25 protein-coding genes are annotated in these 24,607 nt (G+C 65.3%); 16 read left to right on the top strand and 9 right to left on the bottom strand.

Annotation, left to right across the window (positions count from 1 at the left end; all coding sequences use genetic code 11):
- Nucleotides 1–146: 146 nt before the first annotated feature.
- On the bottom strand, nt 147–866 hold the full coding sequence (locus tag GGQ90_RS07750; RefSeq protein WP_188081629.1) for a class I SAM-dependent methyltransferase: 720 nt from the start codon (nt 864–866) through the stop codon (nt 147–149).
- A 99-nt stretch (nt 867–965) separates the two neighbouring features.
- Nucleotides 966–2,093, bottom strand: coding sequence for a peptide chain release factor 2 (gene prfB, locus GGQ90_RS07745; RefSeq protein WP_188081587.1), 1,128 nt, complete (start codon nt 2,091–2,093; stop codon nt 966–968).
- 239 nt (nt 2,094–2,332) lie between these two features.
- Here prfB and GGQ90_RS07740 point away from each other — a divergent pair, with 239 nt between their 5' ends.
- Nucleotides 2,333–2,767, top strand: a complete 435-nt coding sequence (locus GGQ90_RS07740; RefSeq protein WP_188081586.1) for a hypothetical protein — start codon at nt 2,333–2,335, stop codon at nt 2,765–2,767.
- Nucleotides 2,768–2,802: 35 nt separating this feature from the next.
- On the opposite strand, the gene GGQ90_RS07735 is transcribed toward GGQ90_RS07740, so the two are convergent.
- Both GGQ90_RS07735 and GGQ90_RS07730 read right to left on the bottom strand, forming a co-directional pair.
- The gene (locus GGQ90_RS07735; RefSeq protein WP_188081585.1) at nt 2,803–5,337 is read right to left on the bottom strand and encodes a penicillin-binding protein 1A; all 2,535 of its coding nucleotides are present in this window, start codon (nt 5,335–5,337) and stop codon (nt 2,803–2,805) included.
- A gap of 136 nt (nt 5,338–5,473) precedes the next feature.
- The gene (locus tag GGQ90_RS07730; protein WP_188081584.1) at nt 5,474–6,754 is read right to left on the bottom strand and encodes an N-acetylmuramoyl-L-alanine amidase; all 1,281 of its coding nucleotides are present in this window, start codon (nt 6,752–6,754) and stop codon (nt 5,474–5,476) included.
- A 520-nt stretch (nt 6,755–7,274) separates the two neighbouring features.
- Here GGQ90_RS07730 and GGQ90_RS07725 point away from each other — a divergent pair.
- The 9 genes from GGQ90_RS07725 to GGQ90_RS07685 all read left to right on the top strand — a co-directional run bounded on the left by GGQ90_RS07725 (nt 7,275) and on the right by GGQ90_RS07685 (nt 15,972).
- On the top strand, nt 7,275–10,025 hold the full coding sequence (locus GGQ90_RS07725) for an Rne/Rng family ribonuclease (RefSeq protein WP_246428168.1): 2,751 nt from the start codon (nt 7,275–7,277) through the stop codon (nt 10,023–10,025).
- A 149-nt stretch (nt 10,026–10,174) separates the two neighbouring features.
- Entirely contained in the window at nt 10,175–11,521 is a 1,347-nt protein-coding gene (locus GGQ90_RS07720; protein WP_188081627.1) for a M48 family metalloprotease, read from the top strand.
- Nucleotides 11,518–12,285 (top strand): DsbA family protein, encoded by a 768-nt coding sequence (locus GGQ90_RS07715; protein WP_188081583.1) that lies wholly within the window; start codon nt 11,518–11,520, stop codon nt 12,283–12,285. The genes GGQ90_RS07720 and GGQ90_RS07715 overlap by 4 nt, the downstream gene beginning before the upstream one ends.
- Before the next feature lie 171 nt (nt 12,286–12,456).
- Nucleotides 12,457–12,591 (top strand): 50S ribosomal protein L34, encoded by a 135-nt coding sequence (rpmH, locus tag GGQ90_RS07710; RefSeq protein ID WP_004210039.1) that lies wholly within the window; start codon nt 12,457–12,459, stop codon nt 12,589–12,591.
- A gap of 32 nt (nt 12,592–12,623) precedes the next feature.
- The gene (gene rnpA / locus GGQ90_RS07705) at nt 12,624–13,025 is read left to right on the top strand and encodes a ribonuclease P protein component (RefSeq protein WP_188081626.1); all 402 of its coding nucleotides are present in this window, start codon (nt 12,624–12,626) and stop codon (nt 13,023–13,025) included.
- On the top strand, nt 13,022–13,234 hold the full coding sequence (gene yidD, locus GGQ90_RS07700) for a membrane protein insertion efficiency factor YidD (RefSeq protein WP_004210035.1): 213 nt from the start codon (nt 13,022–13,024) through the stop codon (nt 13,232–13,234). Before rnpA ends, yidD begins: the two co-directional genes overlap by 4 nt.
- A gap of 35 nt (nt 13,235–13,269) precedes the next feature.
- On the top strand, nt 13,270–14,976 hold the full coding sequence (yidC, locus tag GGQ90_RS07695; RefSeq protein WP_188081582.1) for a membrane protein insertase YidC: 1,707 nt from the start codon (nt 13,270–13,272) through the stop codon (nt 14,974–14,976).
- A 41-nt stretch (nt 14,977–15,017) separates the two neighbouring features.
- Nucleotides 15,018–15,665, top strand: coding sequence for a ribosome biogenesis GTP-binding protein YihA/YsxC (gene yihA / locus GGQ90_RS07690; RefSeq protein WP_188081581.1), 648 nt, complete (start codon nt 15,018–15,020; stop codon nt 15,663–15,665).
- A 4-nt stretch (nt 15,666–15,669) separates the two neighbouring features.
- Nucleotides 15,670–15,972 (top strand): alkylphosphonate utilization protein, encoded by a 303-nt coding sequence (locus GGQ90_RS07685; protein WP_188081580.1) that lies wholly within the window; start codon nt 15,670–15,672, stop codon nt 15,970–15,972.
- Nucleotides 15,973–15,978: 6 nt separating this feature from the next.
- Here GGQ90_RS07685 and GGQ90_RS07680 read toward each other — a convergent pair whose 3' ends face one another.
- Nucleotides 15,979–16,530 carry a 2'-5' RNA ligase family protein gene (locus GGQ90_RS07680; RefSeq protein WP_188081579.1) on the bottom strand — a complete coding sequence of 184 codons (552 nt, stop codon included), beginning with the start codon at nt 16,528–16,530 and terminating at the stop codon, nt 15,979–15,981.
- Between the two features lie 118 nt (nt 16,531–16,648).
- Between GGQ90_RS07680 and GGQ90_RS07675 the strand changes: the two genes are divergently transcribed.
- Together GGQ90_RS07675 and GGQ90_RS07670 are read left to right on the top strand one after the other, a co-directional pair.
- The gene (locus tag GGQ90_RS07675) at nt 16,649–17,083 is read left to right on the top strand and encodes a pyridoxamine 5'-phosphate oxidase family protein (protein WP_188081578.1); all 435 of its coding nucleotides are present in this window, start codon (nt 16,649–16,651) and stop codon (nt 17,081–17,083) included.
- Between the two features lie 17 nt (nt 17,084–17,100).
- Entirely contained in the window at nt 17,101–17,478 is a 378-nt protein-coding gene (locus GGQ90_RS07670) for a DoxX family protein (RefSeq protein WP_188081625.1), read from the top strand.
- Nucleotides 17,479–17,481: 3 nt separating this feature from the next.
- Here the strand turns inward: GGQ90_RS07670 and GGQ90_RS07665 are convergent, their stop codons facing one another.
- Nucleotides 17,482–18,720 carry an aminotransferase class V-fold PLP-dependent enzyme gene (locus tag GGQ90_RS07665; protein ID WP_188081577.1) on the bottom strand — a complete coding sequence of 413 codons (1,239 nt, stop codon included), beginning with the start codon at nt 18,718–18,720 and terminating at the stop codon, nt 17,482–17,484.
- A 134-nt stretch (nt 18,721–18,854) separates the two neighbouring features.
- Between GGQ90_RS07665 and GGQ90_RS07660 the strand changes: the two genes are divergently transcribed.
- Nucleotides 18,855–20,903 carry a carbon starvation CstA family protein gene (locus tag GGQ90_RS07660; RefSeq protein ID WP_188081576.1) on the top strand — a complete coding sequence of 683 codons (2,049 nt, stop codon included), beginning with the start codon at nt 18,855–18,857 and terminating at the stop codon, nt 20,901–20,903.
- Nucleotides 20,900–21,085, top strand: a complete 186-nt coding sequence (locus tag GGQ90_RS07655) for a YbdD/YjiX family protein (RefSeq protein ID WP_188081575.1) — start codon at nt 20,900–20,902, stop codon at nt 21,083–21,085. Before GGQ90_RS07660 ends, GGQ90_RS07655 begins: the two co-directional genes overlap by 4 nt.
- A gap of 14 nt (nt 21,086–21,099) precedes the next feature.
- Here GGQ90_RS07655 and GGQ90_RS07650 read toward each other — a convergent pair whose 3' ends face one another.
- Both GGQ90_RS07650 and GGQ90_RS07645 read right to left on the bottom strand, forming a co-directional pair.
- A complete protein-coding gene (locus tag GGQ90_RS07650) occupies nt 21,100–22,017 on the bottom strand; it encodes an XdhC family protein (protein ID WP_188081574.1) in 918 nt (305 codons plus the stop codon).
- 69 nt (nt 22,018–22,086) lie between these two features.
- On the bottom strand, nt 22,087–22,755 hold the full coding sequence (locus tag GGQ90_RS07645; RefSeq protein WP_188081573.1) for a S24 family peptidase: 669 nt from the start codon (nt 22,753–22,755) through the stop codon (nt 22,087–22,089).
- A gap of 115 nt (nt 22,756–22,870) precedes the next feature.
- Here GGQ90_RS07645 and GGQ90_RS07640 point away from each other — a divergent pair, with 115 nt between their 5' ends.
- Complete coding sequence (locus GGQ90_RS07640) at nt 22,871–23,056, top strand: hypothetical protein (protein WP_188081572.1); 186 nt, start codon at nt 22,871–22,873, stop codon at nt 23,054–23,056.
- A complete protein-coding gene (locus GGQ90_RS07635; protein WP_188081571.1) occupies nt 23,053–23,424 on the top strand; it encodes a hypothetical protein in 372 nt (123 codons plus the stop codon). The genes GGQ90_RS07640 and GGQ90_RS07635 overlap by 4 nt, the downstream gene beginning before the upstream one ends.
- Before the next feature lie 9 nt (nt 23,425–23,433).
- Here the strand turns inward: GGQ90_RS07635 and GGQ90_RS07630 are convergent, their stop codons facing one another.
- The gene (locus tag GGQ90_RS07630; protein ID WP_246428166.1) at nt 23,434–24,606 is read right to left on the bottom strand and encodes a hypothetical protein; all 1,173 of its coding nucleotides are present in this window, start codon (nt 24,604–24,606) and stop codon (nt 23,434–23,436) included.
- Nucleotide 24,607 lies beyond the last annotated feature (1 nt).

Here is a 24,607-nt window from a genome sequence, read left to right as displayed (position 1 = left end):
TCGCACATTTCCCGCACATTTTGTCATCTTCATTCAAATGTGGGAAATTTCGTTACAAATCCCACAGCCGCCAATCCCTGCCTATATAAGGCTGTTGCCGCCTGTAGGACAGCGATCAGAACGCACCATCGAGAGGCGCCGCCCCCCTATCCCCGCAGCGCGCAGGGGACGATGCTGGACGGATCAGGACGGGCGGTGCTGCGGCGGAAGCGGGCCATGTAGCCGCCGGCGGTCGGCTTGGAGATCATTTCCTCCAGCCGGAAGCCCATCGCCGCCAGTTCGCAGGTGAGCAGGCGCCGGGGCGTGCCATGCTGATCGGTCGGCCGATCGGCGTCGACCACGATCAGTTCGCCATCGGCCTTGAGCGCCGGGCTGAGATGCCACAGGAACGCATAGGGCTCGGCGATCTCATGATACATATGGACCATGAAGATGCGGTCGAAGCTGTTTTCGGGCAGCCGGGGATCTTCCGGTGCGCCCAGCTTCACGCTGACATTGGTCCAGTCCTCGCGGGTGATGCGGCGGCTGAGGGCATCGATCACCTCGGGCAATATATCCTCGGCCAGCACCCGGCCCTTCGGCCCCACGCGCTTGGCCAGACGGACGGTATAATAGCCCTCGCCCGCACCGATATCGGCAATGGTCATGCCCGGACGGATGCCGGCCCGGTCCATGATATCCTCCGCCTCATTGACCCGGTCGCGCGCTTCCTCGCTCGACCAGCGGGTCGACACGATCGGCGCCACCGGCCGGTCGGCGCGGGGGAAGGACGCGGCAGCAGCCGAGCGTTCCGACTGGTTGCCGCCTGCCAGCGGCCCGCAGGCGGCCAGCAGGAGCAACGGCCCCGCCAGCGCCATGCGGATCATGAACATATCGACGGCATCAGAAAAGCAGGGACCATGCTCGCAGTCTCGTTTGTTTTCCACATTTCCCAGTCGCCAGGCAAGCCTGGCTCGAAAATGCTCTTAGTCGACATCCTCCACATCGACCTTCTCGCCCGTGACCTTCTGCGACAAGGCAGCAGCCATGAACGGATCAAGCGCACCATCCAGAACATCGTCCGGAGCGGTCGAGGTGACGCCGGTGCGCAGATCCTTCACCAACTGATAGGGCTGGAGCACATAGGAGCGGATCTGATGACCCCAGCCGATCTCGGTCTTGGCCTGATAGTCGGTGTTCGCCGCTTCCTCGCGCTTGCGCAGTTCCGCTTCGTACAGACGCGCCTTCAGCATGTTCATCGCGGTGGCGCGGTTCTTGTGCTGCGACCGGTCGTTCTGCGACGCCACGATGATGCCCGAGGGCACGTGGGTGATGCGGACCGCGGAGTCGGTGGTGTTGACGTGCTGACCGCCCGCACCCGATGCGCGATAGGTATCGATCTTGAGGTCCGATTCCTTGACCTCGATATCGATATTGTCGTCGATCACCGGATAGACCCACACCGACGAGAAGCTGGTGTGGCGGCGTGCGGCGCTGTCATAGGGGCTGATGCGGACCAGGCGGTGAACGCCGCTTTCGGTCTTGGCATAGCCATAGGCATTCTCGCCCTTGATGAGGAAGGTGGCCGATTTGATGCCGGCGGTTTCGCCCGCCTGATAGTCGACCAGTTCGACCTTGAAGCCGCGCCGTTCGGCCCAGCGGCGATACATGCGGCTGAGAATTTCGGCCCAATCCTGGCTTTCGGTACCGCCAGCGCCGGCGTGGATTTCCAGATAGGTGTCGCTGGCATCGGCTTCGCCCGCCAGCAGCGCCTTGATCTTGTCCTCGTCCGCCCGCTCGGCCAGCGCCTTCAGCGCGGCGATGGCTTCGGAGACCATGTCCTCGTCGCCTTCGGCCTCGGCCATCTCGATGAGTTCGGCATTGTCGGTCTTTTCGGCCTCGATCGCGCGGGTAGCGCCGATCGCGCTGTCGAGACGGGTGCGCTCGCGCATCACCTCCTGCGCCAGCTTGGCATTGTCCCACAGGGTCGGATCCTCGACGCGGGCATTCAACTCGTCCAGCCGGCGCAGCGCACGGTCCCAGTCGAGGAAGCGGCGCAGCAGGTCCAGCGCGGCGTCGATACGGTCGATATATTGCTGCGCTTCGGCGCGCATGGGAGGTCTCCAGAATCTCGTGGCGTTCGACGTCAGCGACCCGAACGCATCAAACGCCTGCCCCTATCCCAGGCCGGGCTTTTTGGGAAGATCAATCCGCCACGCAGCCGATGTGGCGCCGCCCGCGCAAAGCCCCGAAATCTGGGGGACATAATAGCGCCTTAGCCCGAGGGCGCAGACCGCCCCGCGCGAGGGCGGCGCATCAAGGGGGAAAACCTTTTCGATTGAAAGGCGATCCCATGAACTCCACCATTCATCCGCCCACGGCGCACAGCCCGGCCACCCTCTACATCGTGCTGGACGCAGTCCGCTGCTGGGCGGCCGCGCGACGGAAACACCGCCCCGCCATGGCGCAACTTCATCTGCGGCTGCGCCGCTATGGCTGCGAACAGCTTTCGCCCGCGCTCGACAGCCTGCTGCGCCTCAGCGAACAGGTGACCGGCCATGACCTGCGCACCGGCCGGGGACCGCGCCTGTCGGCCGACGAGAATCTGTTGATCGACCTGTTGCAGGCGCGCTGGCCCGGCCCGGTGCCCTATGCCTGCAGCGACGCGATCGCCTGCGCCTTCTGCTATGCAGTGCGTTCGACCCAGATCCTGCTGGCGCAGGCGTTGGACGCCCGACGCAGCGGCGCGGCGCTGACGATCCGCGACGCCGATCCGCTGTACTGCTGAACGGGAAAGAGGGCGGGCGCCGACGCGCCCGCCGCTCAATAGATGCCGCCCTGATCCTGCAGGAAGTCGGCGTCGTTGCGCTGGCGGGTGCGGACCGCGTCCGCCTTGGCCGCGACCTTGGCCTGGGCCTCCGCCTCGTCCTTGCGGATGGTGCGGCGGGGTTCGGATTCGGGCTTGAACGCTTCCCAGATCACAGCGGGCTTGGCCTCGTCGGTCGGCCAGGCGCCATAGACGCGCTTGCCCGAACGGCGGTCGATCGCGACCATGCGGATGCCGGCCGGGGCGATGAACGGCGTCTTGGGCATGGTCTCCAGGATCGGGGCCATCGCCTCCTTCCAGATCGGCGCGGCGATACGGCCGCCCTGCGCCCAGCCACCCAGGCTGCGCGGCTGGTCATAGCCGATATAGACGCCGGCGACGAGATCGGGCGAACCGCCGACGAACCAGACATTGGTCGGACCGTTGGTGGTGCCGGTCTTGCCGAACAGCGGGCGCTTGAGGTCGGCCAGCACGGTGGCGGTGCCACGCTGGATAACGCCCTCGGTGATATGGACGACCTGATAGGCGGTCATCGGGTTCATCACCTGGCGCCCTTCGAACCCGAAGCGCGGCATCGGCTTGCCGTCCCAATTGGCCATGTTGCAATTGTCGCAGGGATGCCAGCGTTCGGGCCAGATCACCTTGCCGCGCCGATCCTGCACATAGTCCATCAGCTTGGGCGCGAATTGCCGCCCCTGATTGGCGAGTGTGGCATAGGCGTTGACCATGCGCTCCACCGTCGTCTCGCCCGCGCCGAGCGCGAAGGAGAGATAGGGCTGATAGTCGCCGATGCCCATATTCTTGATGGTGCGCACGACGCGGTCCATGCCGGTCTGGCTGGCGGCGCGCACGGTCATCAGGTTGCGCGATTGTTCGACGCCCCAGCGCATCGTCTGCGGCCCGGCGCTGCCGCCCGAGAAGTTGCGGAAGCATTTCTGGCCGAGGCCGGCGCCCTGATAGACGCACAAGGGGCCATCGACGATGATCGAGGCCGGCGTCATGCCATTGTCGAGCGCGGCGGCATAGACGAAGGGCTTGATCGTCGAGCCGGGCTGGCGCTGGGCCTGGGTCGCGCGGTTATAGGCGGACAGGCGATAGTCGAAGCCGCCCTGCATCGCGCGGATGCGGCCCGAATGCACTTCCTCCACCACCATCCCGCCCGACACTTCGGGAATATTGCGCAGCGCCCAGCTGGCGCCGTCGCGCGCGACGATGATCAGGTCGCCCGGCTTCATCGCCGAGATAGCGGGGCCACCGGTGCGGCGATAGGGCAACTGCGCCAGGCTAGCGGGCAGCGTGCCGGTGGTGCCGTCGGCAAAGCCGATCTGCGCCCCGCTGCTGTCGCGGCTGATGATAACGGCGACGCGCCAGCCGGCATAGTCCACGCTGATGAAGCTGGCGGCAAGTTCGCGCTCCCAGCCCTTGTCGACATCGATATGGCCAACCGGGCCGGACCAGCCACGCCCGGCGCCGAAGCGCAGCAGGCCGTTACGCAGCGCGGTCTGGGTATGGTCCTGCGCCACCGGATCATAGGGGCTGCGCACCCACAGGCCGCCGGCATAGACGCTGTTGGGGCCATCCTCCGCCTTTTCGCCGAACTGCTGGATCAGGCGACGGCGCACCTCCTCCATATAATAGCCGCCGGCATTGGCGTCGAAGCTGGAGCCGTGAGCGGCGACGGTGCCGAGCGGCTGGGCGACGGCAGCATCGCGCTGGGCAGCGCTGATCCAGCCATTTTTGAGCATCTCGCCCAGCGCCCAGTTGCGGCGGTCGAGCGCGCGGGCATGGCCGGTCTCGCTTTCCGGGCGGTAATTGGCCGGTCCCTTGGGCAGGATCGCCAGATAGGCCATTTCGGGCAGTTGGAGATCGGCGACATCCTTGTCGAAATAGGCGCGCGCCGCCGCCTGCACGCCATAGGCGTTCCGGCCGAGGAAAATCTGGTTGAGATAGAGTTCGAGGATCTGCGGCTTGGTCAGGACATTTTCCATGCGCCAGGCCAGGATCATCTCCTTCACCTTGCGCGTGGGCGAATATTCGTCGCCGATCAGCAGATTCTTCGCCACCTGCTGGGTGATGGTGGAGCCGCCACGGGCGCGCTGGCCCGAACCGAGCTTGCTGGCATAGTCGAACACCGCGCCGGCAAAACCGGGAATGTCGACGCCATGATGTTCGAAGAAGGTCTTGTCCTCCGCCGCCAGATAGGCGTGGATCAGCAGCTGGGGATAATCGCTATATTGCAGCTGGACGCGGCGTTCGCGGGCATAGCTGTGGACCGGCTGGCCGTTGATGTCGCGTACCATGGTCGGAAGCGGCGGCTCATATTCCAGCAGCGTCGCCGCATCGGGCAGGCCGCGCGCGAAGATCAGCCAGAACAGGAAAAGGGCGAACAGGAAGCCGCCCAGCAGGATCGCGGCCCAGCGGAACAGGCGGCGCTGCCACAAGGGCTTCAACCGGTCGGCAACACCCCCGGCGCCGCGGCGCAGGCGATAGGCGAAGGACGATGCGGGCGGATTGGAACGGGCCTCTTCCATGGTGGAAGAGGCTCTAGAGCCTGATCGCCCGAGATGGAAGCGCTTTGCGTTTCCATCGATGGCGTGAATCAGGCTCTACATCCTGACTCCCGGTCAAAAGTCCTTCAATAGCAGCGCCGATGCAGGGATGGCCGCGTCAGCCGCCCGACCGGCCGCTGCCCATGGCGAGCTTGCGCGCGAAATGAACGTCGATGGCACGGGCGACGCCGCGCGCGATAGCCTGCTGCCCCTCCCGCGAGGAGAGGAAGACGGCATCCTCCGCATTGCTGATATAGCCCGTCTCGAACAGCACCGAGGGTGTGTCGGGAGCCTTCAAGACCATCAGCGAGGCGAAGCGGTGATAGGCGCTGCGGAAGGGTACATAGGGCGCCGCCTCGCGTTGCAGCAGCCGGGCGAAATTGGCCGAGATGTTCATCGATTCCCGCTGCGTCAGATCGATGAGGATCGAGGAGACGTCGCCCGACTGGTTGCCGAGGTTGACGCCGTTCAGCACATCCGCCTTGTTTTCGCGCGCGGCGAGACGGGCCGCTTCCCGGTCCGACGCGGTTTCCGACAGGGTGTAGACGGTAGCGCCATGGGCTTCGGCATTCTCCGCCGAATCGGCATGGACGGAGATGAACAGGTCGGCGCCCAGCTTGCGCGCGATGCCATAACGTTCCTGCAGCACCAAAAAGTGGTCATCGTCACGGGTCAGCGCCACGCGCACCCGACCGGACTTGACCAGCTGGTCACGGATCGCCTGCGCGATCGCCAACGTCACATCCTTCTCGCGCTTGCCATTTTCCTTGTTGATGGCGCCCGGATCATGGCCGCCATGGCCCGCATCGATCACCACCAGCGGACGGGCACCATCACGCGCCCCTTCGACCGGTGGCAGGGCCACGCCCCGCGCCACCGCCGGGATCGGCACGGTGATCGAATGAATGCGCTTTTGCGGCCGCGCGCTCATATGGGCGGGCGCGTCAAAATGCAGCCGCCCCTGGCCGACCGCGCTGCGGAAGCGGTTGTCGGTGACATTCTGGAGCGAGAAGCTGAGCGACTTGCCGTCGGCCGCGATGCGCGGATCGCCCAGCATCGCGGGTGCCGCCAGGTCCAGCACGACACGGGCCGTGCCATCGCTGAGTTGCCCCTGGCGGATTGCGGTCACGGCATCATGCGCTCCGGCGAAATGCCCGCGCCCGGTCTGTGCACCGCTGATGTCGAGCGCGATCCGGCGCGGCCCGTCGAGCAGGAAGGCAGAGGCCCCTTCGACGCTGTCGTCGAAACGCACCGTGACACGGTCGCCCTGCACGTCGACGGCGGAAATGCCCCCGGCATCGCTTGGGGTTGCCGCCAGCAGCGTGCTTGCCAACACAAGGATATTAAGCATGCGCTGCTTGTGCAACGCAGGCCCATCGGCCGTCCAGCCCATTTTCATGACGTCGATCCGTCCAGCGTCCCCACGCTGAATTTCGGATTAAGCATCGGCCGTTGTGACCGGGTAAAGCGGAAGGGTTAATCACGACTTCAGCATGAATTGGCCAAAGGGATGCGCAGGTCATCATAAAGACATAATCTTTTCAGGGACCGTTGCTCCCTGCGCCCATGACTGCTACCCCTTCACATTCCGGGAGGACCGACCATATCATTGCGGTCCATTGCGGGATCTTGATTATATGCATCGGCGCGCGCCCGTCGCTCGAGCCGATGACGAACAGGTTGACGCTGCATGAGGCATGACTTTCCTTCCACGCTGGCCCCGGTACCGGGTGCTGTGGCGTGGATGGTCCGGCCCGGCATAATGTCCGGCCCTGCCGACGCAGCAGACGCGCACTTTTTCTTTCAAACCTGGACGATGCCGCCTCGCGCGCCGAACCCGGCGCGCGCACGGCCGTCCCATCACTATCGCGCGGCGGCCCGGCTTCATGCCTGCGGCCGCCGTCGCCGGAGACACATAAATGACAATGCGTATGCTGATCGATGCGCGCCACCGGGAAGAGACCCGGGTCGCGGTCGTCAAGGGAAACCGGATCGAGGAATTTGACTTCGAATCCGCTGAGCACAAGCAGCTCAAGGGCAATATCTACCTCGCCAAGGTCACCCGCGTAGAGCCTTCGCTCCAGGCGGCCTTCGTCGATTATGGCGGCAACCGCCACGGCTTCCTCGCTTTCAGCGAAATCCATCCCGACTATTACCAGATTCCGCGCGAGGACCGCGAGGCGTTGCTGCGCGAGGAACGCGCGCATGCCGAGGAAGAGGCCGCCCTGCGCGCCGATTATGACGAGGATGAAGACGCCGCCGGGGACGACGGCGTCGAAGTCGTCGAAGCAAGCCATCATGACGATGAGGAAGGCAGCCACGAAGCCGAAGCCAGCGAAGGCGACAGCAACGAAGGCGGCCGCCCCAATCGTCGCAAGCGCGAAAAGGGTGACGACGCGGCCGACGAGCTGCGCCGCAAGCGCATGGCGCTGCGCCGTCGCTACAAGATCCAGGACGTCATCAAGCGCCGCCAGGTGCTGCTGGTCCAGGTCGTCAAGGAAGAGCGCGGCAACAAGGGCGCGGCCCTGACCACCTATTTGTCGCTGGCCGGTCGCTATTGCGTGCTGATGCCCAACACCAGCCATGGCGGCGGCATTTCGCGCAAGATCAGCAATGCGGCCGACCGCAAGCGGCTGAAGACGATCATCGCCGAAATGGCGCTGCCCTCGTCGATGGGCTGCATCGTCCGCACCGCCGGCCTGCAGCGCACCAAGCCCGAGATCAAGCGCGACTTCGACTATCTCGCCCGGCTGTGGGACGAGATTCGCGAGAAGACGCTGCGCGCCGCCGCGCCCGAACTGATCCACAACGACAGCGACCTCATCAAGCGGGCGATCCGCGATATCTACAACAAGGATATCGAGGAAGTGATCGTCGAGGGCGAGCATGGCTACAAGGCCGCCAAGGACTTCATGAAGCTGCTGATGCCGAGCCATGCGCGGCGGGTGAAGCAATATGCCGACGCGGTATCGCTGTTCCAGCGCGCCAGCGTCGAGGACCAGCTGGCGGCGATGTATAATCCCGTCGTGCAGCTCAAGTCCGGCGGCTATCTGGTGATCAACCCGACCGAGGCACTGGTGTCGATCGACATCAACTCGGGTCGGTCGACCCGCGAGCATGGCATCGAGCAGACCGCCGTCGCCACCAATCTGGAAGCCGCGCGCGAAATCGCCCGCCAGCTGCGCCTGCGCGACATGGCAGGCCTGGTCGTCATCGACTTCATCGACATGGAGATGAACTCCAACATCCGTAAGGTCGAGAAGGCGATGAAGGAGGCGCTGAAGGACGATCGCGCCCGTATTCAGGTCGGCCGCATTTCGGGCTTTGGCCTGATGGAAATGAGCCGCCAGCGCCTGCGCACCGGCGTGCTGGAAGCATCGACCCGCCAGTGCCCGCATTGCGAAGGCACGGGCCTGGTCCGCACCGCATCGTCGGCGGGCCTGGGCGCGCTGCGCATGCTGGAAGAGGAAGCCGCACGTGGTCGCGGCAGCATCATCACCCTGCGCGCCAGCCAGGAAGCCGCCTTCTACGTCCTCAACAACAAGCGCCGCGAACTGGACGAGATCGAACAGCGCTATGGCGTCACCATCGTCGTCCTGCCCGATGGCGAGATCGAGGGCGCCCGCATGTCGGTCGAACCCAGCGGTCCGCGCCCCGAACGCGTCGTCACCTATGCCCCGCTCGCGGAGGAAGAGGATGACCTCGACGTGATCGAGGAAGAGGAAGAAGAGGAAGAGATCGAGGCCGAGGAAGAAGCCGCGCCCGAACGCCAGGAGCGTGGCGAGCGCGGTGACAGGGGCGAGGACCGCGAAGGCGGCCGTCGCCGTCGTCGCCGTCGTCGTCGCCGGGGTGGCCAGCGCGATGACGCGCAGGGCGAAGCCGGTGAGGACAATGGCGCCGAGGACGGTGAGGAAGGCGAGGAATCGGCCGAGGTCGAGACCGATGCCGAGGCAGAGACTGTCGCCGCCGAGCCGGTCGCTGAAGGTGACGAAGAAGGCGGCAGCCGCCGTCGCGGCCGCCGTGGCCGTCGGGGTGGCCGTCGCCGCCGCGAAGGTGGCGAGGCTGGTGCCGAAGCCGGTGAGACCGCTGGCGACGATAGTGCCGAAACGGTGATCGAGGCCGAAGCGGCCGCGCCCGCCGAGGACGCATCGGTTGCAGAAGCGGCGCCGGAAGAAGCTCCGGTCGAGGAAGCCCCCAAGACGCGCCGTCGCCCCCGCGCCCGCAAGGCGAAGGACGCAGACGCCCAGCCGGCAGCTGTCGAAGCGACCGAAGCCCCGGCCGAGGTCGTTGCCGAAGCACCTGCCGCCGAGCCGGTCGTCGAGGAAGTGGTCGAAAAGCCCAAGCCCAAGCGCACCCGCAAGAAGAAGGCGGATGTCGAGGCCGAAGCGGCTGCTGCGGCCGAAGCGCCCGCCGTCGAAGTGGTTGCCGAGGAGGTGGCCGAAAAGCCCAAGCCCAAGCGCACCCGCAAGAAGAAGGTCGAGCCGGTCGCCGAGGAAGCCGCCGTGGAGGCCGCGCCGGCCGTGACCGAAGTCGCTGCAGCGCCGGCCGAGGCACCGGCTGCGGCTGCACCGGCCAGCGAAGCCGTTACCGCCGATCCCGCCGCCGAGGCGGAGAACGACGAGAATGGCGAGCCGCGCCGTGGCTGGTGGCAGCGCACCTTCGGCCAGTAAGCCCAAGGCACAGGCCTGAATGAAACACGCCGCCATCCAGCCCCAGGGGTCGGATGGCGGCGTTTTTCGTGGCTTCACTTGATGTTCAGGGCGAGAAGGGCATAAATCGGGCCAATGCCTGTTCCCCTCCCCCATCGAGGCTTTGCATGATGACGCGGTGGCTGCGCCTGGCGGCGTTCCTGCTGGCGTCACTGATGCTGATGGCGCGGCCGGCGCTGGCCCAGAGCATCTTGCGCGATGCCGAGACCGAAGCGTTCATGGCCGACATGTCGGGCGATCTGGTCAAGGCGGCCGGCATGCAGCCGCGCAATGTCCAGGTGATGGTGATCAACGACCCGGAGATCAACGCCTTCGTCGCGGGCGGCCAATATGTCTGGGTGCATAGCGGCCTGATCGCGCAGGCGGACAATGTGAACCAGTTGCAGGGCGTGGTCGCCCACGAACTGGGCCATATCGAGGGTGGCCATGTCATCCGCAACGACGGCATCAAGGAAGCGACCAGCATCACATTGCTGAGCCTGGTGCTGGGCGCGGCGGCGATCGCGGCGGGCGGCGCGGAGGCCGGCATGGGCATCATGGGCCTGGGCCAGCAGGTCGGCATGTCCAAATATCTCGCTTTCTCGCGCGCGCAGGAAAGCTCCGCCGACCTTGCCGGCGCACGCTATCTGAGCGGCGCGCATCTGAGCGGCAAGGGCAGCCTGGAATTCTTCAAGAAGCTGCAGAATCAGGAATATCGCCTCGCGATTCCGCAGGAGAATAGTTACGGCCGCACCCATCCGCTGTCGGGCGAACGCATCAATGTGCTGCGCGAGGTCTATACGGTCGATCCGGCCTGGGACACTCCACCCAATCCGCAATTGGAAGCGCGGTTCGAGCGGATCAAGGCGAAGCTGATCGGTTTCGTGTCGGAACCGCAGCAGACGCTGCTCAAATATCCCGAGAGTGACCGGTCGATCCCGGCGCACTATGCCCGCGCCTATGCATGGCACAAGAGCGCCTATCCCGAGAAGGCGCTGAGCGAAGCGGATGCGCTGCTGGCCGCCGCGCCGCACGATCCCTATTTTCTGGAGTTGAAGGGCCAGATCCTGTTGGAAAGCGGGCGGCCCGGCGCGGCGATCCCGCCGCTGCGCGAGGCCGTCGCCACGACGCAGCAGCCGTTGATCGCGGTATTGCTGGGTCATGCGCTGATCGCCACCGAGGACGAAAAAAATTATGCCGAGGCCGAGACCGTGCTGCGCAACGCGATCGCGCGGGACCGCGAAAACCCCTTCGCCTGGTATCAACTGGGCGTCGTTTACGAGCATCGCGGCGATACGCCCCGCGCCGCGCTGGCCAGCGCCGAGCGATTTTCGATGATCGGGCAGGACGCCATGGCGCTGCGCAGCGCGGACGCGGCGATGCAGGGATTGAAGCCCGGCACGGTTGACTATCTGCGGGCGCAGGATATCGCGATGGTCTCGCGGGCTGCCGTCGAGCAGAAGCGGAAGAGAAGATGACAGATCAGAACCGGCCCAGCTTTCGTGCGGCCCTATCCAACAGGAAAATGCAGATGACCCTGGGCGCCCTCGCCTTACTTGCCGGCGCTGCCGGCACAGCGCTCGCCGTCCAGGCTCCCGGCAATGTTGGCCCGACCGACAAGGCCGCGATCGAAAAGATCGTCCATGACTATATCCTGGAGCATCCCGAGATCATCCCGCAGGCGATCGAGAAGCTGCAGGCCAAGCGGATGGAAGGCACGATCGACGCGAATCGCCAGACGATCGAGACGCCCTATGCCGGCGCGTGGGAAGGTGCGGCCAATGCCGACGTCACCGTGGTCGAGTTTTTCGATTATGCCTGCGGCTATTGCCGCGCCTCGCTGCCCGACCTTGCCAAGCTGGTCGGTGCCGATGCCAAGGTGAAGATCGTCTATCGCGAACTGCCGATCCTGTCGGAAGAAAGCTCCGACGCGGCCAAGGTGTCGCTGCTGGCCGCCGAGCGCAATCGCTACATGGTCTATCACAAGGCGCTCTATGGCGCCGGCAAGGTGACCCGCGAATCGATCATCGGCGCCGCCACCCAGGCCGGCATCACCAAGGCCGATGCAGAAGCGGCGATGGCGTCGAGCAAATATGATGCCGAGTTGCAGTCCAACATCGCCCTGGCCCAGAAGCTGCAGGCAAGCGGCACGCCCACCTTCGTGATCGGCGACCAGGTGCTGAACGGCGCGGTCGGCTATGATTCGCTCAAGGACGCGGTGACGAGCGCGCGCGGGAAATAAGCCCGATAGCGGTTCGGACGGGACATGCAGGGGATTAAGGGAGAAGCGGGCCGCAGCGCCATTGACTTCCCCGCCCCATTTCCCTATCGGACGGCCCCTGACTTGCGGTCGCCCCGTGTGGCGGCCCTTTTTTGTCATACCCGATTCTCTAGTTTGTTTGAGGAATGAACGATGAAGCGCACTTTTCAGCCGAGCAATCTGGTTCGGAAGCGCCGTCACGGTTTTCGCGCTCGCATGGCGACCCCCGGCGGCCGCAACATCATGCGCGCCCGTCGTGCCCGCGGCCGCAAGAGCCTGAGCGCCTGAGCGACCTGACGCCGCCAGCCGCGCCTGCCATCATCGGCAAGCGCGCGGATTTCCTGGCGGCGAATCGGGGCCGACGCGCGCCCATGCCGGGATTCGTCCTGCTGGTGCGTGAGCGCGGCGATGGCGATCCGGCGATGCGTATCGGCATCACGGTGACCAAGAAGATAGGCGGCGCTGTCATCCGCAATCGGATGAAGCGCCGTTTTCGCGTCCTGGCGCGCGAGTTGCTGCCTGTGCATGGCGTGGCGGGTGCCGACCATGTGCTGATCGGTCGTGCCGAGGGCGTGGAGCGCGACTTCGCGCTGCTGCGTGGCGAACTGGAAAAGGCGCTGGGCAAGATATTGACCCGGCCCGAAGGTCAGGGACGCCCGCCCCGCCGCAAGAGCGATGCCCGCCACGCACCCACCGCCGCGAAAGTCGGCAGCCCGGCATGATCGCCCGGCTGCTGATCCTGATCGCGCGCGCCTGGCAACTGGGTCCGTCCCGCATTCTCCCCCCCACTTGCCGCTATGCCCCGTCCTGTTCGGAATATGCGATTCAGGCGGTCGGCAAATATGGTGCGATCAAGGGTAGCTGGCTGGGGTTCAAGCGGCTAATGCGTTGCCACCCATGGGGTGGTTCGGGCTACGACCCGGTCCCCTGAGACATTGACGAGTTTAGACGGCGGAGCCGAATAGCGTGGACGACAAGAAGAATATCATTCTGGCGGTGATCCTGACCGCAGCGATCCTGTTCGGCTGGCCCTATATCTCCGAGCATTTCTTTCCGGCGGCGAACCCACCCGCGACGAAGATCGAGGGTGGCAAGACCACGCCGCTGACGCCGGCGGGCGAGGCCCCGGCGCAGGACGCATCGACCGCGATCCGCGACCGCACGCTGGTGCTGAAGGAAAGCCCGCGCGTCGCGATCCGCACGCCCAAGCTGACCGGGTCGATCAACCTGAAGGGCGCGCGCATCGACGATATCGTGCTGCCGACCTACAAGGAAACGATCGCCAAGGATTCGCCGGCGATCCGTCTCTACAGCCCCAGCGGCACCAAGGACGCCTATTTCGCCGGCTTCGGCTGGCAGGGCGAGGGCATCAAGACCCCCGATGCCAACACCGTCTGGACCGCCAGCGGCACCGAACTGACCCCCACCAGCCCGGTCACCCTGAGCTGGAACAATGGCGCGGGCCAGAGCTTCGAGATCCGCTACGCGATCGACGAAAATTACATGATCTCCGCCGCGCAGAAGGTGTCGAACAGCGGCACCGGCGCGATCGCGGTCAAATCCTATGGCTATGTCAGCCGTGCGGCTCCCTCGGCCGATCCCGACACCTGGACCATCCATGTCGGACCGATGGGCGTGTTCAACGGCGCGGCCAATTATGACGTGAACTACAAGGATCTCGAAAAGGGTCCGGCCAGCCAGAGCTTCCAGTCGACCGGCGGCTGGATCGGCTTCACCGACAAATATTGGCTGTCGGCACTGATCCCCGACCAGAAGGACGCCTTTACCGGCCAGATGCGCAAGGGCGCAGGCACCCAGTTCCAGACCGACATCGCGCTGGCACCGGTCATGCTGGCGCCGGGCAAGGCGATGACCCAGACCAACCGCCTGTTCGTCGGCGCAAAGGAAGTGAAGACGCTGCAGGCCTATGAACGCGCCGGCGTGCCGCTGTTCGACCGCGCGATCGACTGGGGCTGGTTCTACTGGTTCGAACAGCCGATCTTCGCACTGCTGCACTGGCTGTTCGAAACGCTCGGCAATTTCGGCGTCGCGATCATCTGCCTGACCTTCTGCGTCCGCGCCCTGATGTTCCCTGTCGCCCAGCGCCAGTTCGCCAGCATGGCGGCGATGCGCGCGGTGCAGCCCAAGATGAAGGCGCTGCAGGAGAAATATAAGGACGACAAGCAGCAGCTGCAGCAGAAGATGATGGAGCTGTACAAGCAGGAGAAGGTCAATCCGCTGGCCGGCTGTCTGCCGATCTTCCTCCAGATCCCGATCTTCTTCGCGCTCTACAAGGTGCTGCAGCTGACGATCGAAATGCGCCACCAGCCCTTCGTGCTGTGGATCAAGGATCTGTCCGCCCCCGACCCGCTGCACATCCTGAACCTGTTCGGCCTGCTGCCCTTCACCCCGCCCTCCTTCCTGGCGATCGGTGTGCTGGCGCTGCTGCTGGGCATTTCGATGTGGCTGCAGTTCAAGCTGAACCCGGCCCAGATGGACCCGATGCAGCAGCAGGTGTTCGCGATCATGCCGTGGATGATGATGTTCATCATGGCCCCGTTCGCCGCCGGCCTGCTGGTCTACTGGATCACCAACAACTGCCTGTCGATGGCGCAGCAATGGTGGCTCTACAAGCGCCACCCCGTGCTGAACACCGCGACGGCCACCAAGTAAGGACAAGGAAATCCTCCCCGAAAGGGGAGGATTTTTTCGATATGACAGAAGACGAAAACACCGCCCTGATCGAGGAAGCCCGCAAGCTCTTTTCCGGGCCGATCAGCTTCCTCAAATCCGCGCCGACGCTCGAATATCTGCCCGACATGGCGGTGAACGAGGTCGCCTTTGCCGGCCGATCCAATGTCGGCAAGTCGTCGCTGCTGAACGCGCTGACGAACCGCAATGGCCTCGCTCGCACGTCGAACACGCCGGGCCGGACGCAGGAACTCAACTTCTTCGACGTCGGCGATCCGCTCCGCTTCCGCCTGGTCGACATGCCCGGCTATGGCTATGCCAAGGCGCCAAAGGACCTGGTCAAGAAGTGGCGTTTCCTGGTGAACGACTATCTGCGCGGCCGCGCGGCGCTCAAGCGTGCGCTGGTGCTGATCGACAGCCGCCATGGCATCAAGGATGTCGATACCGACATGCTGGACATGCTGGATGGCGCAGCCGTCAGCTATCGCATCGTCCTGACCAAGGCCGACAAAATCAAAGCGAGCGAACTGGTCGCCGTGATGCAGCGGACCGCCGATGCGATCCGCAAGCGCCCGGCCGCCCATCCCGACATCATCGCCACGTCGAGCGAAAAGGGCATGGGCATTCCCGAACTGCGTGCCGCCGTGCTCGAAGCCGTGAGCCAGGGCTGATCCGATGACCGACGATGATTATGTCTATGACGAAGCCAGCGGCGAATGGATCAGCGCCGCTGACGCCACCGCCAAGGCAGGAGCGAGCGACGTCGTGGAGGTGCGCGATTCGGTCGGCAACCTGCTGGCCGATGGAGACCAGGTGACGCTGATCAAGGATCTGGTGGTCAAGGGTGCCGGCCAGACGCTGAAGCGCGGCACGCTGATCAAGTCGATCCGCCTGACCGGCGATGCGCAGGAAATCGACTGCCGCTATGACGGCATCAAGGGGCTGGTGCTGCGCGCGGAATTCGTGCGCAAGCGCTGAGCGCCATCAGAACAGACTATATTGGCCGCTGCCGCGCAGCGGCCATCGCCCCAGCAACTCATGATGGGTGCGCCCGACATGGCTGCATAGCAGGACGAAATCCTCCACCCGCCAGTGGAAGCCGCTGATCCGCTGGGTCGCCGGAGTGCCATCGCGATAATAGAGCGTCTGGTGCGGGTTGAAGCTCCACCCCGGACGGGCGCCCACCCCTGCCCGCTTCATCGCCAAGGCCACCTTGCGCTGCAATTCCCGAAGCGGCGGCAGTGCATGAGCCGGCCGCAGCGCGGCCGATCGGCCGCCTTCGCTCAACTGATCCAGCGACAGATCGAATGGATCGGCCAATATGCCGGTAAAGCTGCGGTGCATCGCCTTCACCAACCCATAGGGATAGTCCGGCCAGTCGTCGGTTATCCCCAGCGTGATATGCTGGTGCGCGGGCAGGATACGATCGGCGTCGGGCGCCAGCGTCTCGGCAAAATGGTCGATCTGCCGCGTGACACGGGTCGGCGGCTTCAACGCCACGATCAGGCGATAGAGCGGCGCAGTGCGGGCCAGCATGGCAAACATCCTCCGAATCGAATTTCGTTCACTATATGTTCTTTTTGGCATGCTGACGAATCCTGCGCATCCGAATCCGCTTTGTCGGCGTTGATCAGGGCAGAAGAGGAGAGCGACCATGGCCCACCAGACCATCGCCACCTTGGCAGACAAGATGCGGCAGATCGATTTCGCGATGCTATCCACCCATAGCGAGGACGGGCAGATCGGTGCGCGACCGATGAGCAACAATCAGGACGTCGCTTATGGCGGCGACAGCTATTATTTCACCACCGAAGACACGTTGATGGTGAAGGATATCGAGCGTGATCCGCGTGTCGGCCTATCCTTCCACGGCAAGGGCGGTCTGCTCGGGCAGCGGCCCTTGTTCATCGCAGTCGAGGGCCGCGCCGACCTGATCCGTGATCGCAGCGCCTTTGAAGCGCATTGGAATCCGGACCTGGAACGCTGGTTCGCGCAAGGCGCCGACACGCCCGGCCTGGTGATGATCAAGGTCCATGCCGAACGCGCCCATTATTGGGACGGCGAGGATGAGGGCGAGTTGGAGCTGTAGCCGTCACCGCGCGCGCCATAGCCCGTACCGTTCTGGCTCTTGCCTATGCGATTGCGGGGGCCGCGCATCTGATGCAGCCGGCCGGTTTCGTGGCAATCACGCCGCATTGGGTACCAGAGCCGCAAACCGTCGTCGCCCTGACCGGCATCGCCGAACTGGCCGGTGCCATCGGGCTGATGATTCCGGCCACGCGCCGCGCCGCCGCGATCGCGCTTGCTCTCTATGCCCTGTGTGTCTGGCCGGCCAATTTCAACCATGCCCTGCATGACATTCCGCTGGGCGGCGTGCATCTTAGCTGGTGGTATCATGGCCCCCGGCTGGCGCTGCAGCCGGTGATCATATGGTGGGCGCTATGGGCCGGCGCGGTGATCGACTGGCCGCTGCGCCGGCGATAGCGGTCAGGCCTTTGCCAGCAGGTCCGCGATCAGGGCGATCTCGTCGGCGCTGTTGTAGATATGGGGCGAGAAACGGATGGTCGGCTTACCGTCGGCCTTGGACGGGGCGACCACCACCCTGCCCTGAGTCCAGAGATGGTCGCGGATCGCCAGCACATCCTTGCCGGCAAAGGTCGGGGTGATGACCGGGCCGGTCAGCCCCCTGGTGGTCGTACCGACCAGCTTCGCGCCGGGCAGGCGCAGCACCATGTCGCGCATCTGGTCGCCGATGGCGAAGGCGCGCCGCTCCACCTCCGCCTCGCCGATCGCGTCGAGCGCATCGAGCGTCGCGTCGATCGCCATCAGCTTGGGATCGTCGCGCTGGCCCAATATCTCATATTTCTGGGCAGTATCCAGATTCTTCTCGTCGGTCAGCCAATAGCCATGGCTGAGCATGATCGGCTGCAACTGTGCCTGTCCTTCGCGCCGGACATAGAGGATGCCGCCCTCCAGCGGCCCCATCATCCATTTATGGGTGCTGCCCGAATAGGAATCGACGCCGAGCGCCGGCAGATCGAGCCGGAGCCAGCCGAAGGTCTGCGCGCCGTCGCCGTGCAGCCAGATGCCTTTGGGCCGGGTCAACTGCGCAATCTGCGCCAGCGGGAAGATCATGCCGGTGACGTTCGACATGTGCGACAGGAAGATGGCGCGGGTGCGCGGCGTGAGGGCGGCGGCAAACAGGTCGACCACCGCCTGGGCCGACGTCGCATAGACCGGCACCGGCAAAATCTTCAGCACCAGCCCCTCGCGCGCGGCGCGCAGCTTCCATGTCTCCAGGGTCGAGGGATGGTTGTGGTCGGTCAGGATCACCTCGTCTCCGGCCTTGAGCGCCAGGCCGCGCACCGCGACCGTGTTCGCCTCGCTGCTGTTGCGGACGAGCGCGATTTCCTGCGCGCTGACGTTCATGCGCTTGCCCAGGCGCGCGCGCAGGGCGTCGGCCGCGGCGGGATATCTGGTGCGATATTGGGGTGAGGGATTGGCCTGGAAGGCCTGTGTTTCCCGTTCATGGGCGGCGATCGCGCTGCGGAAGGCCGGGCCGATATTGGCGGCGTTGAAATAATGGATGTCGGGCGCCAGCAGCAACTGGTCACGCATCGCATTGCCCGTTGTCGCGCCCCGCGCCGCCAGCGGCAGCGCCGCCCCCACGACGGCCGCCGCCTGCAACAGGCCCCTGCGCGAAACGTCCTTGCTCCGGTCGGTCATGCGATGCCTCCTGCCCTGTTCACCCGATGGACGAACGAACGACGGCAAATCCCCTAGGCTGAACAGGCGGTTGTCTTTCGGGAGGAGCGGCCTAGTGTGGCGGCCAATTCCTATCCCGAACCCTTGAGAGAGCGATGACCCGGCACATTCCATGGATTCTGACCGCGCTGGTGGGCGCGGTGTCGCTGGCGGTCGTCGCGGTATCGCGCGGCGAAACGGTCAATGCGCTGTGGATCGTGGTCGCCGCCGTCAGCTGCTTCCTGGTCGCCTATCGCTATTATGCGCTGTTCATCGCGCGCGAGGTGATGCGGCTCGATCCGGCCCGGCCGACCCCGGCGATCCGCCGCGCCGACGGGCTCGACTATGTCGCGACCGACCGCACCGTCCTGTTCGGCCATCATTTCGCGGCGATCGCCGGCGCTGGGCCGCTGGTCGGGCCGGTGCTGGCGGCGCAGATGGGCTATCTGCCCGGCACGCTGTGGATCATCGCGGGCGTGGTTGTGGCGGGCGCGGTGCAGGATTTCATGGTCCTGTTCGTCTCGATGCGCCGCGACGGCAAGTCGCTGGGCGAACTCATCCGCATGGAAATGGGTCAGGTCGCGGGCACGATCGCCTTGTTCGGCGCTTTCATGATCATGGTCATCATCCTCGCCGTGCTTGCGCTGATCGTGGTGAAGGCACTGGCGGAAAGCCCCTGGGGCATGTTCACCGTCGCCGCCACCGTACCGCTGGCGCTGGCGATGGGCGCCTATACGCGCTGGATCCGCCCTGGCCGCATCGGCGAGGTGTCGATCCTCGGGCTGATCGGCCTGCTCGCGGCGATCGTCTATGGCCAGGCGATCGCGCAATCGCCGGTCTGGGGGCCGATCTTCACCTTCACGCCCGTGCAGCTCTGCTGGATCCTGATCGGCTATGGCGCGGTGGCGTCGGTGCTGCCGGTCTGGCTGCTGCTGGCCCCGCGCGATTATCTGTCGACCTTCCTCAAGATCGGCGCGATCGCCGCGCTGGCGATCGGCATCGTCATCATGGCGCCGCCGCTCAGGATGCACGCCGTTACCCAGTTCGCCGCCGGCGGCGGGCCGGTCTGGTCGGGCGGCCTCTTCCCCTTCCTGTTCATCACGATTGCCTGCGGCGCGGTGTCGGGCTTCCACGCGCTGATCGCCAGTGGCACCACGCCCAAGCTGATCGCGACCGAAAGCGACGCGCCGCTGATCGGCTATGGCGCGATGCTGATGGAGGCGTTCGTGGCGATCATGGCGCTGGTCGGCGCGTCGATCCTGGACCCGGGCATCTATTTCACGATGAACAGCCCGGCCGCGGTGATCGGCACCGATCCCGCCAGCGTCTCCGCCGCCGTCACCGCCATGGGCTTCCCGATCAGCCCGGACCTCATCGTCCAGACGGCAAAGGATGTCGGCGAACACACGATCATCAGCCGCGCCGGCGGCGCCCCGACGCTGGCCGTGGCGATGGCGGAAATCTTCAGCCATGTGTTCGGCGGCCCGGCGATGAAGGCTTTCTGGTATCATTTCGCCATATTGTTCGAGGCGCTGTTCATCCTGACCGCGGTCGATGCCGGCACCCGCGCCGGTCGTTTCATGCTGCAGGATCTGATCGCGCTCGCCGTGCCGAGCTTCAAGGACAGCAAGAGCCAGTTGCCCGGCTTCGTCGCCACGGGCCTGTGCGTCGCGGCCTGGGGCTTCTTCCTCTATCAGGGCGTCACCGATCCGCTGGGCGGGGTGAACACGCTGTGGCCGGTATTCGGCATTTCCAACCAGATGCTGGCCGCGATCGCGCTGATGCTGGGCACCGCGGTGCTGTTCCGCATGAAGCGCGATCGCTTCGCCTGGGTGACGATAGTGCCAGCCGCCTGGCTGCTGATCTGCACGCTGTCGGCCGGCTTTCTGAAGCTGTTTTCCACCGATGCGAAGGTCGGCTTCCTGGCCCATGCCGCCAAATATGGAGCCGCTCTCGACAAGGGCGAGGTACTGGCCCCGGCCAAGTCGGTGGCGGAAATGCGCCAGATCTTGTTCAACGACTATGTCGATGCCGGGCTGGTGGCGATCTTCCTGGCGGTGGTCCTATCATTGCTGGTCTTCACCATTCGCACCTGTATCGCCGCGCGGCGTTTTGCCGCACCGACCGCGCGCGAGATTCCGGCGCAACTGGTCACCACGCCATGAGCCATCTCCTCCACACGCTGCGGCGCATGATGCACCTCATGGTCGGCCAGCCCGACTATGACGCCTATCTGCGCCATATGCGCCACCATCATCCCGGCCATGCGCCGATGGACCGCACCGCCTTTTTCCGCAACCGGCAGGAGGCACGCTATGGTGGAAAAAATGGCGGAAAGTGCTGCTGATCGGCGTCGCCTGATCAGCGGCGGGCGTTGAATCCGGCGACCATGCCGGCGGTGATCGACAAAGCGATTTCCGCCGCGCCGATCGCGCCGATATCGAGGCCCGCCGGTCCGTCGATCCGGGCAAGATCGGCCGTTCCGAATCCCTGGACGGCCAGCCGTTCCAGCCGCGCGGCATGGCTGCGCCGTGATCCCAGCGCCGCGACATAGCCGGTCGGCGCGGCGAGCGCGGCGATCAGTGCTGGATCGTCGATCTTGATGTCGTGGCTCAAGGTCACGACGGCGGTGGATTCGCCGGGATGGCGCGCGGCGATCGCCGCGTCAGGCCAGCGGTCGTCCAGCTCGATGCCGGGGAAACGCTCCGCCGTCAGGAAACGGCCGCGTGGATCGATCACCACCGGCGCGACGTCGATCGCCTGTGCGAGGGCCGCGAGCGACTGGGCGATCTGCACCGCGCCGACGATCAGCAGGCGTCGGGGCGGGTCATAGCGGTTGACGAACTGCCCCTCGACCACGCCCTCACGCGTGACGCCGCTGTCCAGATCGGTCGACAGAGCGAGGGCGCGGCCGCGCGCGCTTGCCGCCGCGATCCGGTCGAACAGCTCTGGGGCAAAACCGCCCTCGCCCACCGGTTGCACCAATATGCTGATCTCGCCACCACAAGGCAGGCCGACCTCCCAGGCATCGCCATCGGCCACGCCATAGCGCGCGACATGGCCGGGCCGGCCGGCGATCACTTCGGCAGCGCGTTGCAGGACGTCGGTTTCGACACAGCCGCCCGATATGCTGCCTTCCAACCGGCCGTCCTGATGCACGATCATATGGCTGCCACGCGGGCGCGGCGCCGATCCCCAGGTGGACACCACCGTCGCCAGCGCCATCGGTGCACCGTGCCATGCGATCGCCTTGCGGATCACCGCGCCATTATCGTTCACGACCAGCCTTTCCCTGTTTATGTTCGACATAGGAAAGGCCAGGTGCCTTTCAAAGACGGTGCTGGCTTCTCAGACCAGCCGCCTGCCTGTCCAGACGACCCGACCGACGATCACCACCATCGCCGGATCGATATCGGTCCAGTCGGGATAATGCGGATTGTCGCTGAGCACGCTGAACCGGCCGCGCAATGGCCCCATCGCGATCCGCTTGACCATCAGCACGCCATCGAGCCGCAGCACATAGACGCCGTCGCGCAAGCGGGGGGCTTCATCCTCATGATCGACCATGATGTCGTCGCCGTCGCTGAGCGTGGGCGCCATCGATTCGCCATCGACCCGGATGATCGACACACGCTGCGGCCGGACGCCCAGATGGCGCAGCCATTGCGCGTCGAACGCCATCACACCGGCCACACGTTCATCCTCATCCAGTGACCCCGCGCCGGCCGAAGCGCCGAGCGACAGGCGCGGCACCGCGACCACCGCCGGCAAGCCACGCGCACGCGGGATCGGCGCGCCAGCCGGCGGAGAGCTGCCCAGCATCGTTTCCGCCACGCCGAAATAGCGCGCCAGGATGCGACGATCCTCCTCATCCAGCTTGCGCGGCGTGCCGCGCTTGATGAATTGCTGGATATAGGCGGGATTGCGCCCGATCAGCCGCGAGAGATCGGCATAATTTTCCCCGCGTTCGACGATCAGCCGATCGAGGGCAGCCCGGGCATCCTGCGCTTCATCCATGTTGCATCCATAATGATAGGAATTTTCCTAGACAAGTAGGAAAATGAATATGAGATAGGAAATTACCTATTGATTCGCAGGGGGCGAATCGGCTCGAAAGAGGAGAGTTCCGTCCATGCTGCTGCGCACGATCGAGAAATTCCTGCGAGACCATCGGATAGCGCCGACGCGGTTCGGTCGCGATGCCGTGCGCGACCCACGCCTGGTCTTCGACATGCGCTTGGGACGCGACCCGGGCGATCGAGTGAAAAGACGAATAGAACATTTCATGAACGAATATCGCAGGAGCATGGGCCAATGACAAGCACCGACATGTTGCGCATGGGCGCCAATCTGCTCCGCAATCGAGAGTGGGTGCGGCGCGAGGCCGATCCGCTGGCCCAGTTGCTGGTGCAATTGATCGCGCGCATCGGGGAACCGGCAACGGTCGAGCGCGCCGTCAGTCGCCCCTGGGCCAGCGCCCTGTTCGAGGGGCGGCGCCATGTCATCCTGTTGCGCGTGGCCGGCGGCAGCCTGCGCGCGCGCCGGGAGGTGCTGGCCAGCGAATTGCAGGATGCGGAATGGACATTGCCGGGCCATTTCGTCGCCGACATGGTGATCGACGACCTGCGCGGCGATGCGGAGGGCGAATGGATCGAGTTGTCCGCTCTCACCATCCGCGACTGGTAAGGGGGCCGTCTAGCGGGGGCGACCGGTCATGGTGCGCAGCGTGCCGAGCGCGGCACGCAGCGCATCCTCGACATCTTCCGAGACCGCTTCACGTACCGGCACGGCCGATGCGACCGGCATGTCGGCAATCACGCGCGGTGCCGTCGCGGGGCGGCCGCGCCGGGTCAGTGCCCGCTCCAGCCGCTCGGTCAGTTCGGTGATCGACATGGTATCGATGCGGGGTTCGGTCCGGATCGGCGGCAGTTCGCTACGCGGCGCGAATGGTGCCGGTTCGGGCGCCGCCTCGTTCGTCTCCACAACGTCTTCAGCAGCCGGTACATCGACTTGCGGCGGTGCAAAGATTGGCGTGGCGTCAAGGATATCAGTCAGTTCGACAACGAACTCCGGCTCGACGGCGGAAACGATTTCGGCCTCTTCGTCATGAAAGGCGGCAGGCTCAGCCACATCCTCTTCCGCCCAAGGCTCGAACATGGCGTCCTCCGGCACTGCGAAGGGCGGTCGGCCGAGCGGGATCGGATTGACCGACAGAGCCGGCATGGCGTCGAATGGACGCGGAAAAGCGGGCGCCTGTGCGATGCCCGATGCATCCTGGCGCACCTCTTCCCGTGTCGGCGGCGGGACAAATGCAGCCGGGGCTTCGACGCGTGCCATCGGCTCTATCGGATCATTGTCGACGACAAGCCGGCGACGGGCCGATTCGGGGCGCGCAAAAATATCGGCGCCGCCAAAGTCGCGGCTGGCAAATATCGGAGGCCGGGGCGGCGCATCGGGATGCGCGTCGGCGCGGCGTTGCGCGGGCGCGACCTCTTCTGCGGCAGGCACGTTGCGTCCGCGGGCAAGCGCGGTCAGCTTGGCAAATGCGAAACCCATTTTTCTTGCTCCTTGGACGCCTGGATGGCGCCTTCCGCTTATTCTCAAGCGCCCGTGCGGCGCATCCGATCCATTTCGCCGCACGGCGGCCACAATTCCTACACCCATCAGCGCGGCAAAACCGGCCAGCAGCAGCCTTGCCTTCATGCCCAGCGGCGGGGCGGCCGCCGGTATGGCTTCGCTCAGGCCGCTGGAAGCGACCAGCATTTCCACCAGGCCAACCGGCAGGGTCAGCACGATCAGGATGCCGCAGCCTGCCGCTGCCAGCGCCATGATCGCCAGTCCCCGCCTGGACGGTGTGAACTTCGGCATC

This window comes from Sphingobium scionense, assembly GCF_014197035.1.
GTDB classification, from domain to species: Bacteria; Pseudomonadota; Alphaproteobacteria; order Sphingomonadales; family Sphingomonadaceae; genus Sphingobium; species Sphingobium scionense.
The sequence above is the reverse complement of the archived record's forward strand: the minus strand, read 5'-3'. Positions and strand labels throughout refer to the sequence as shown.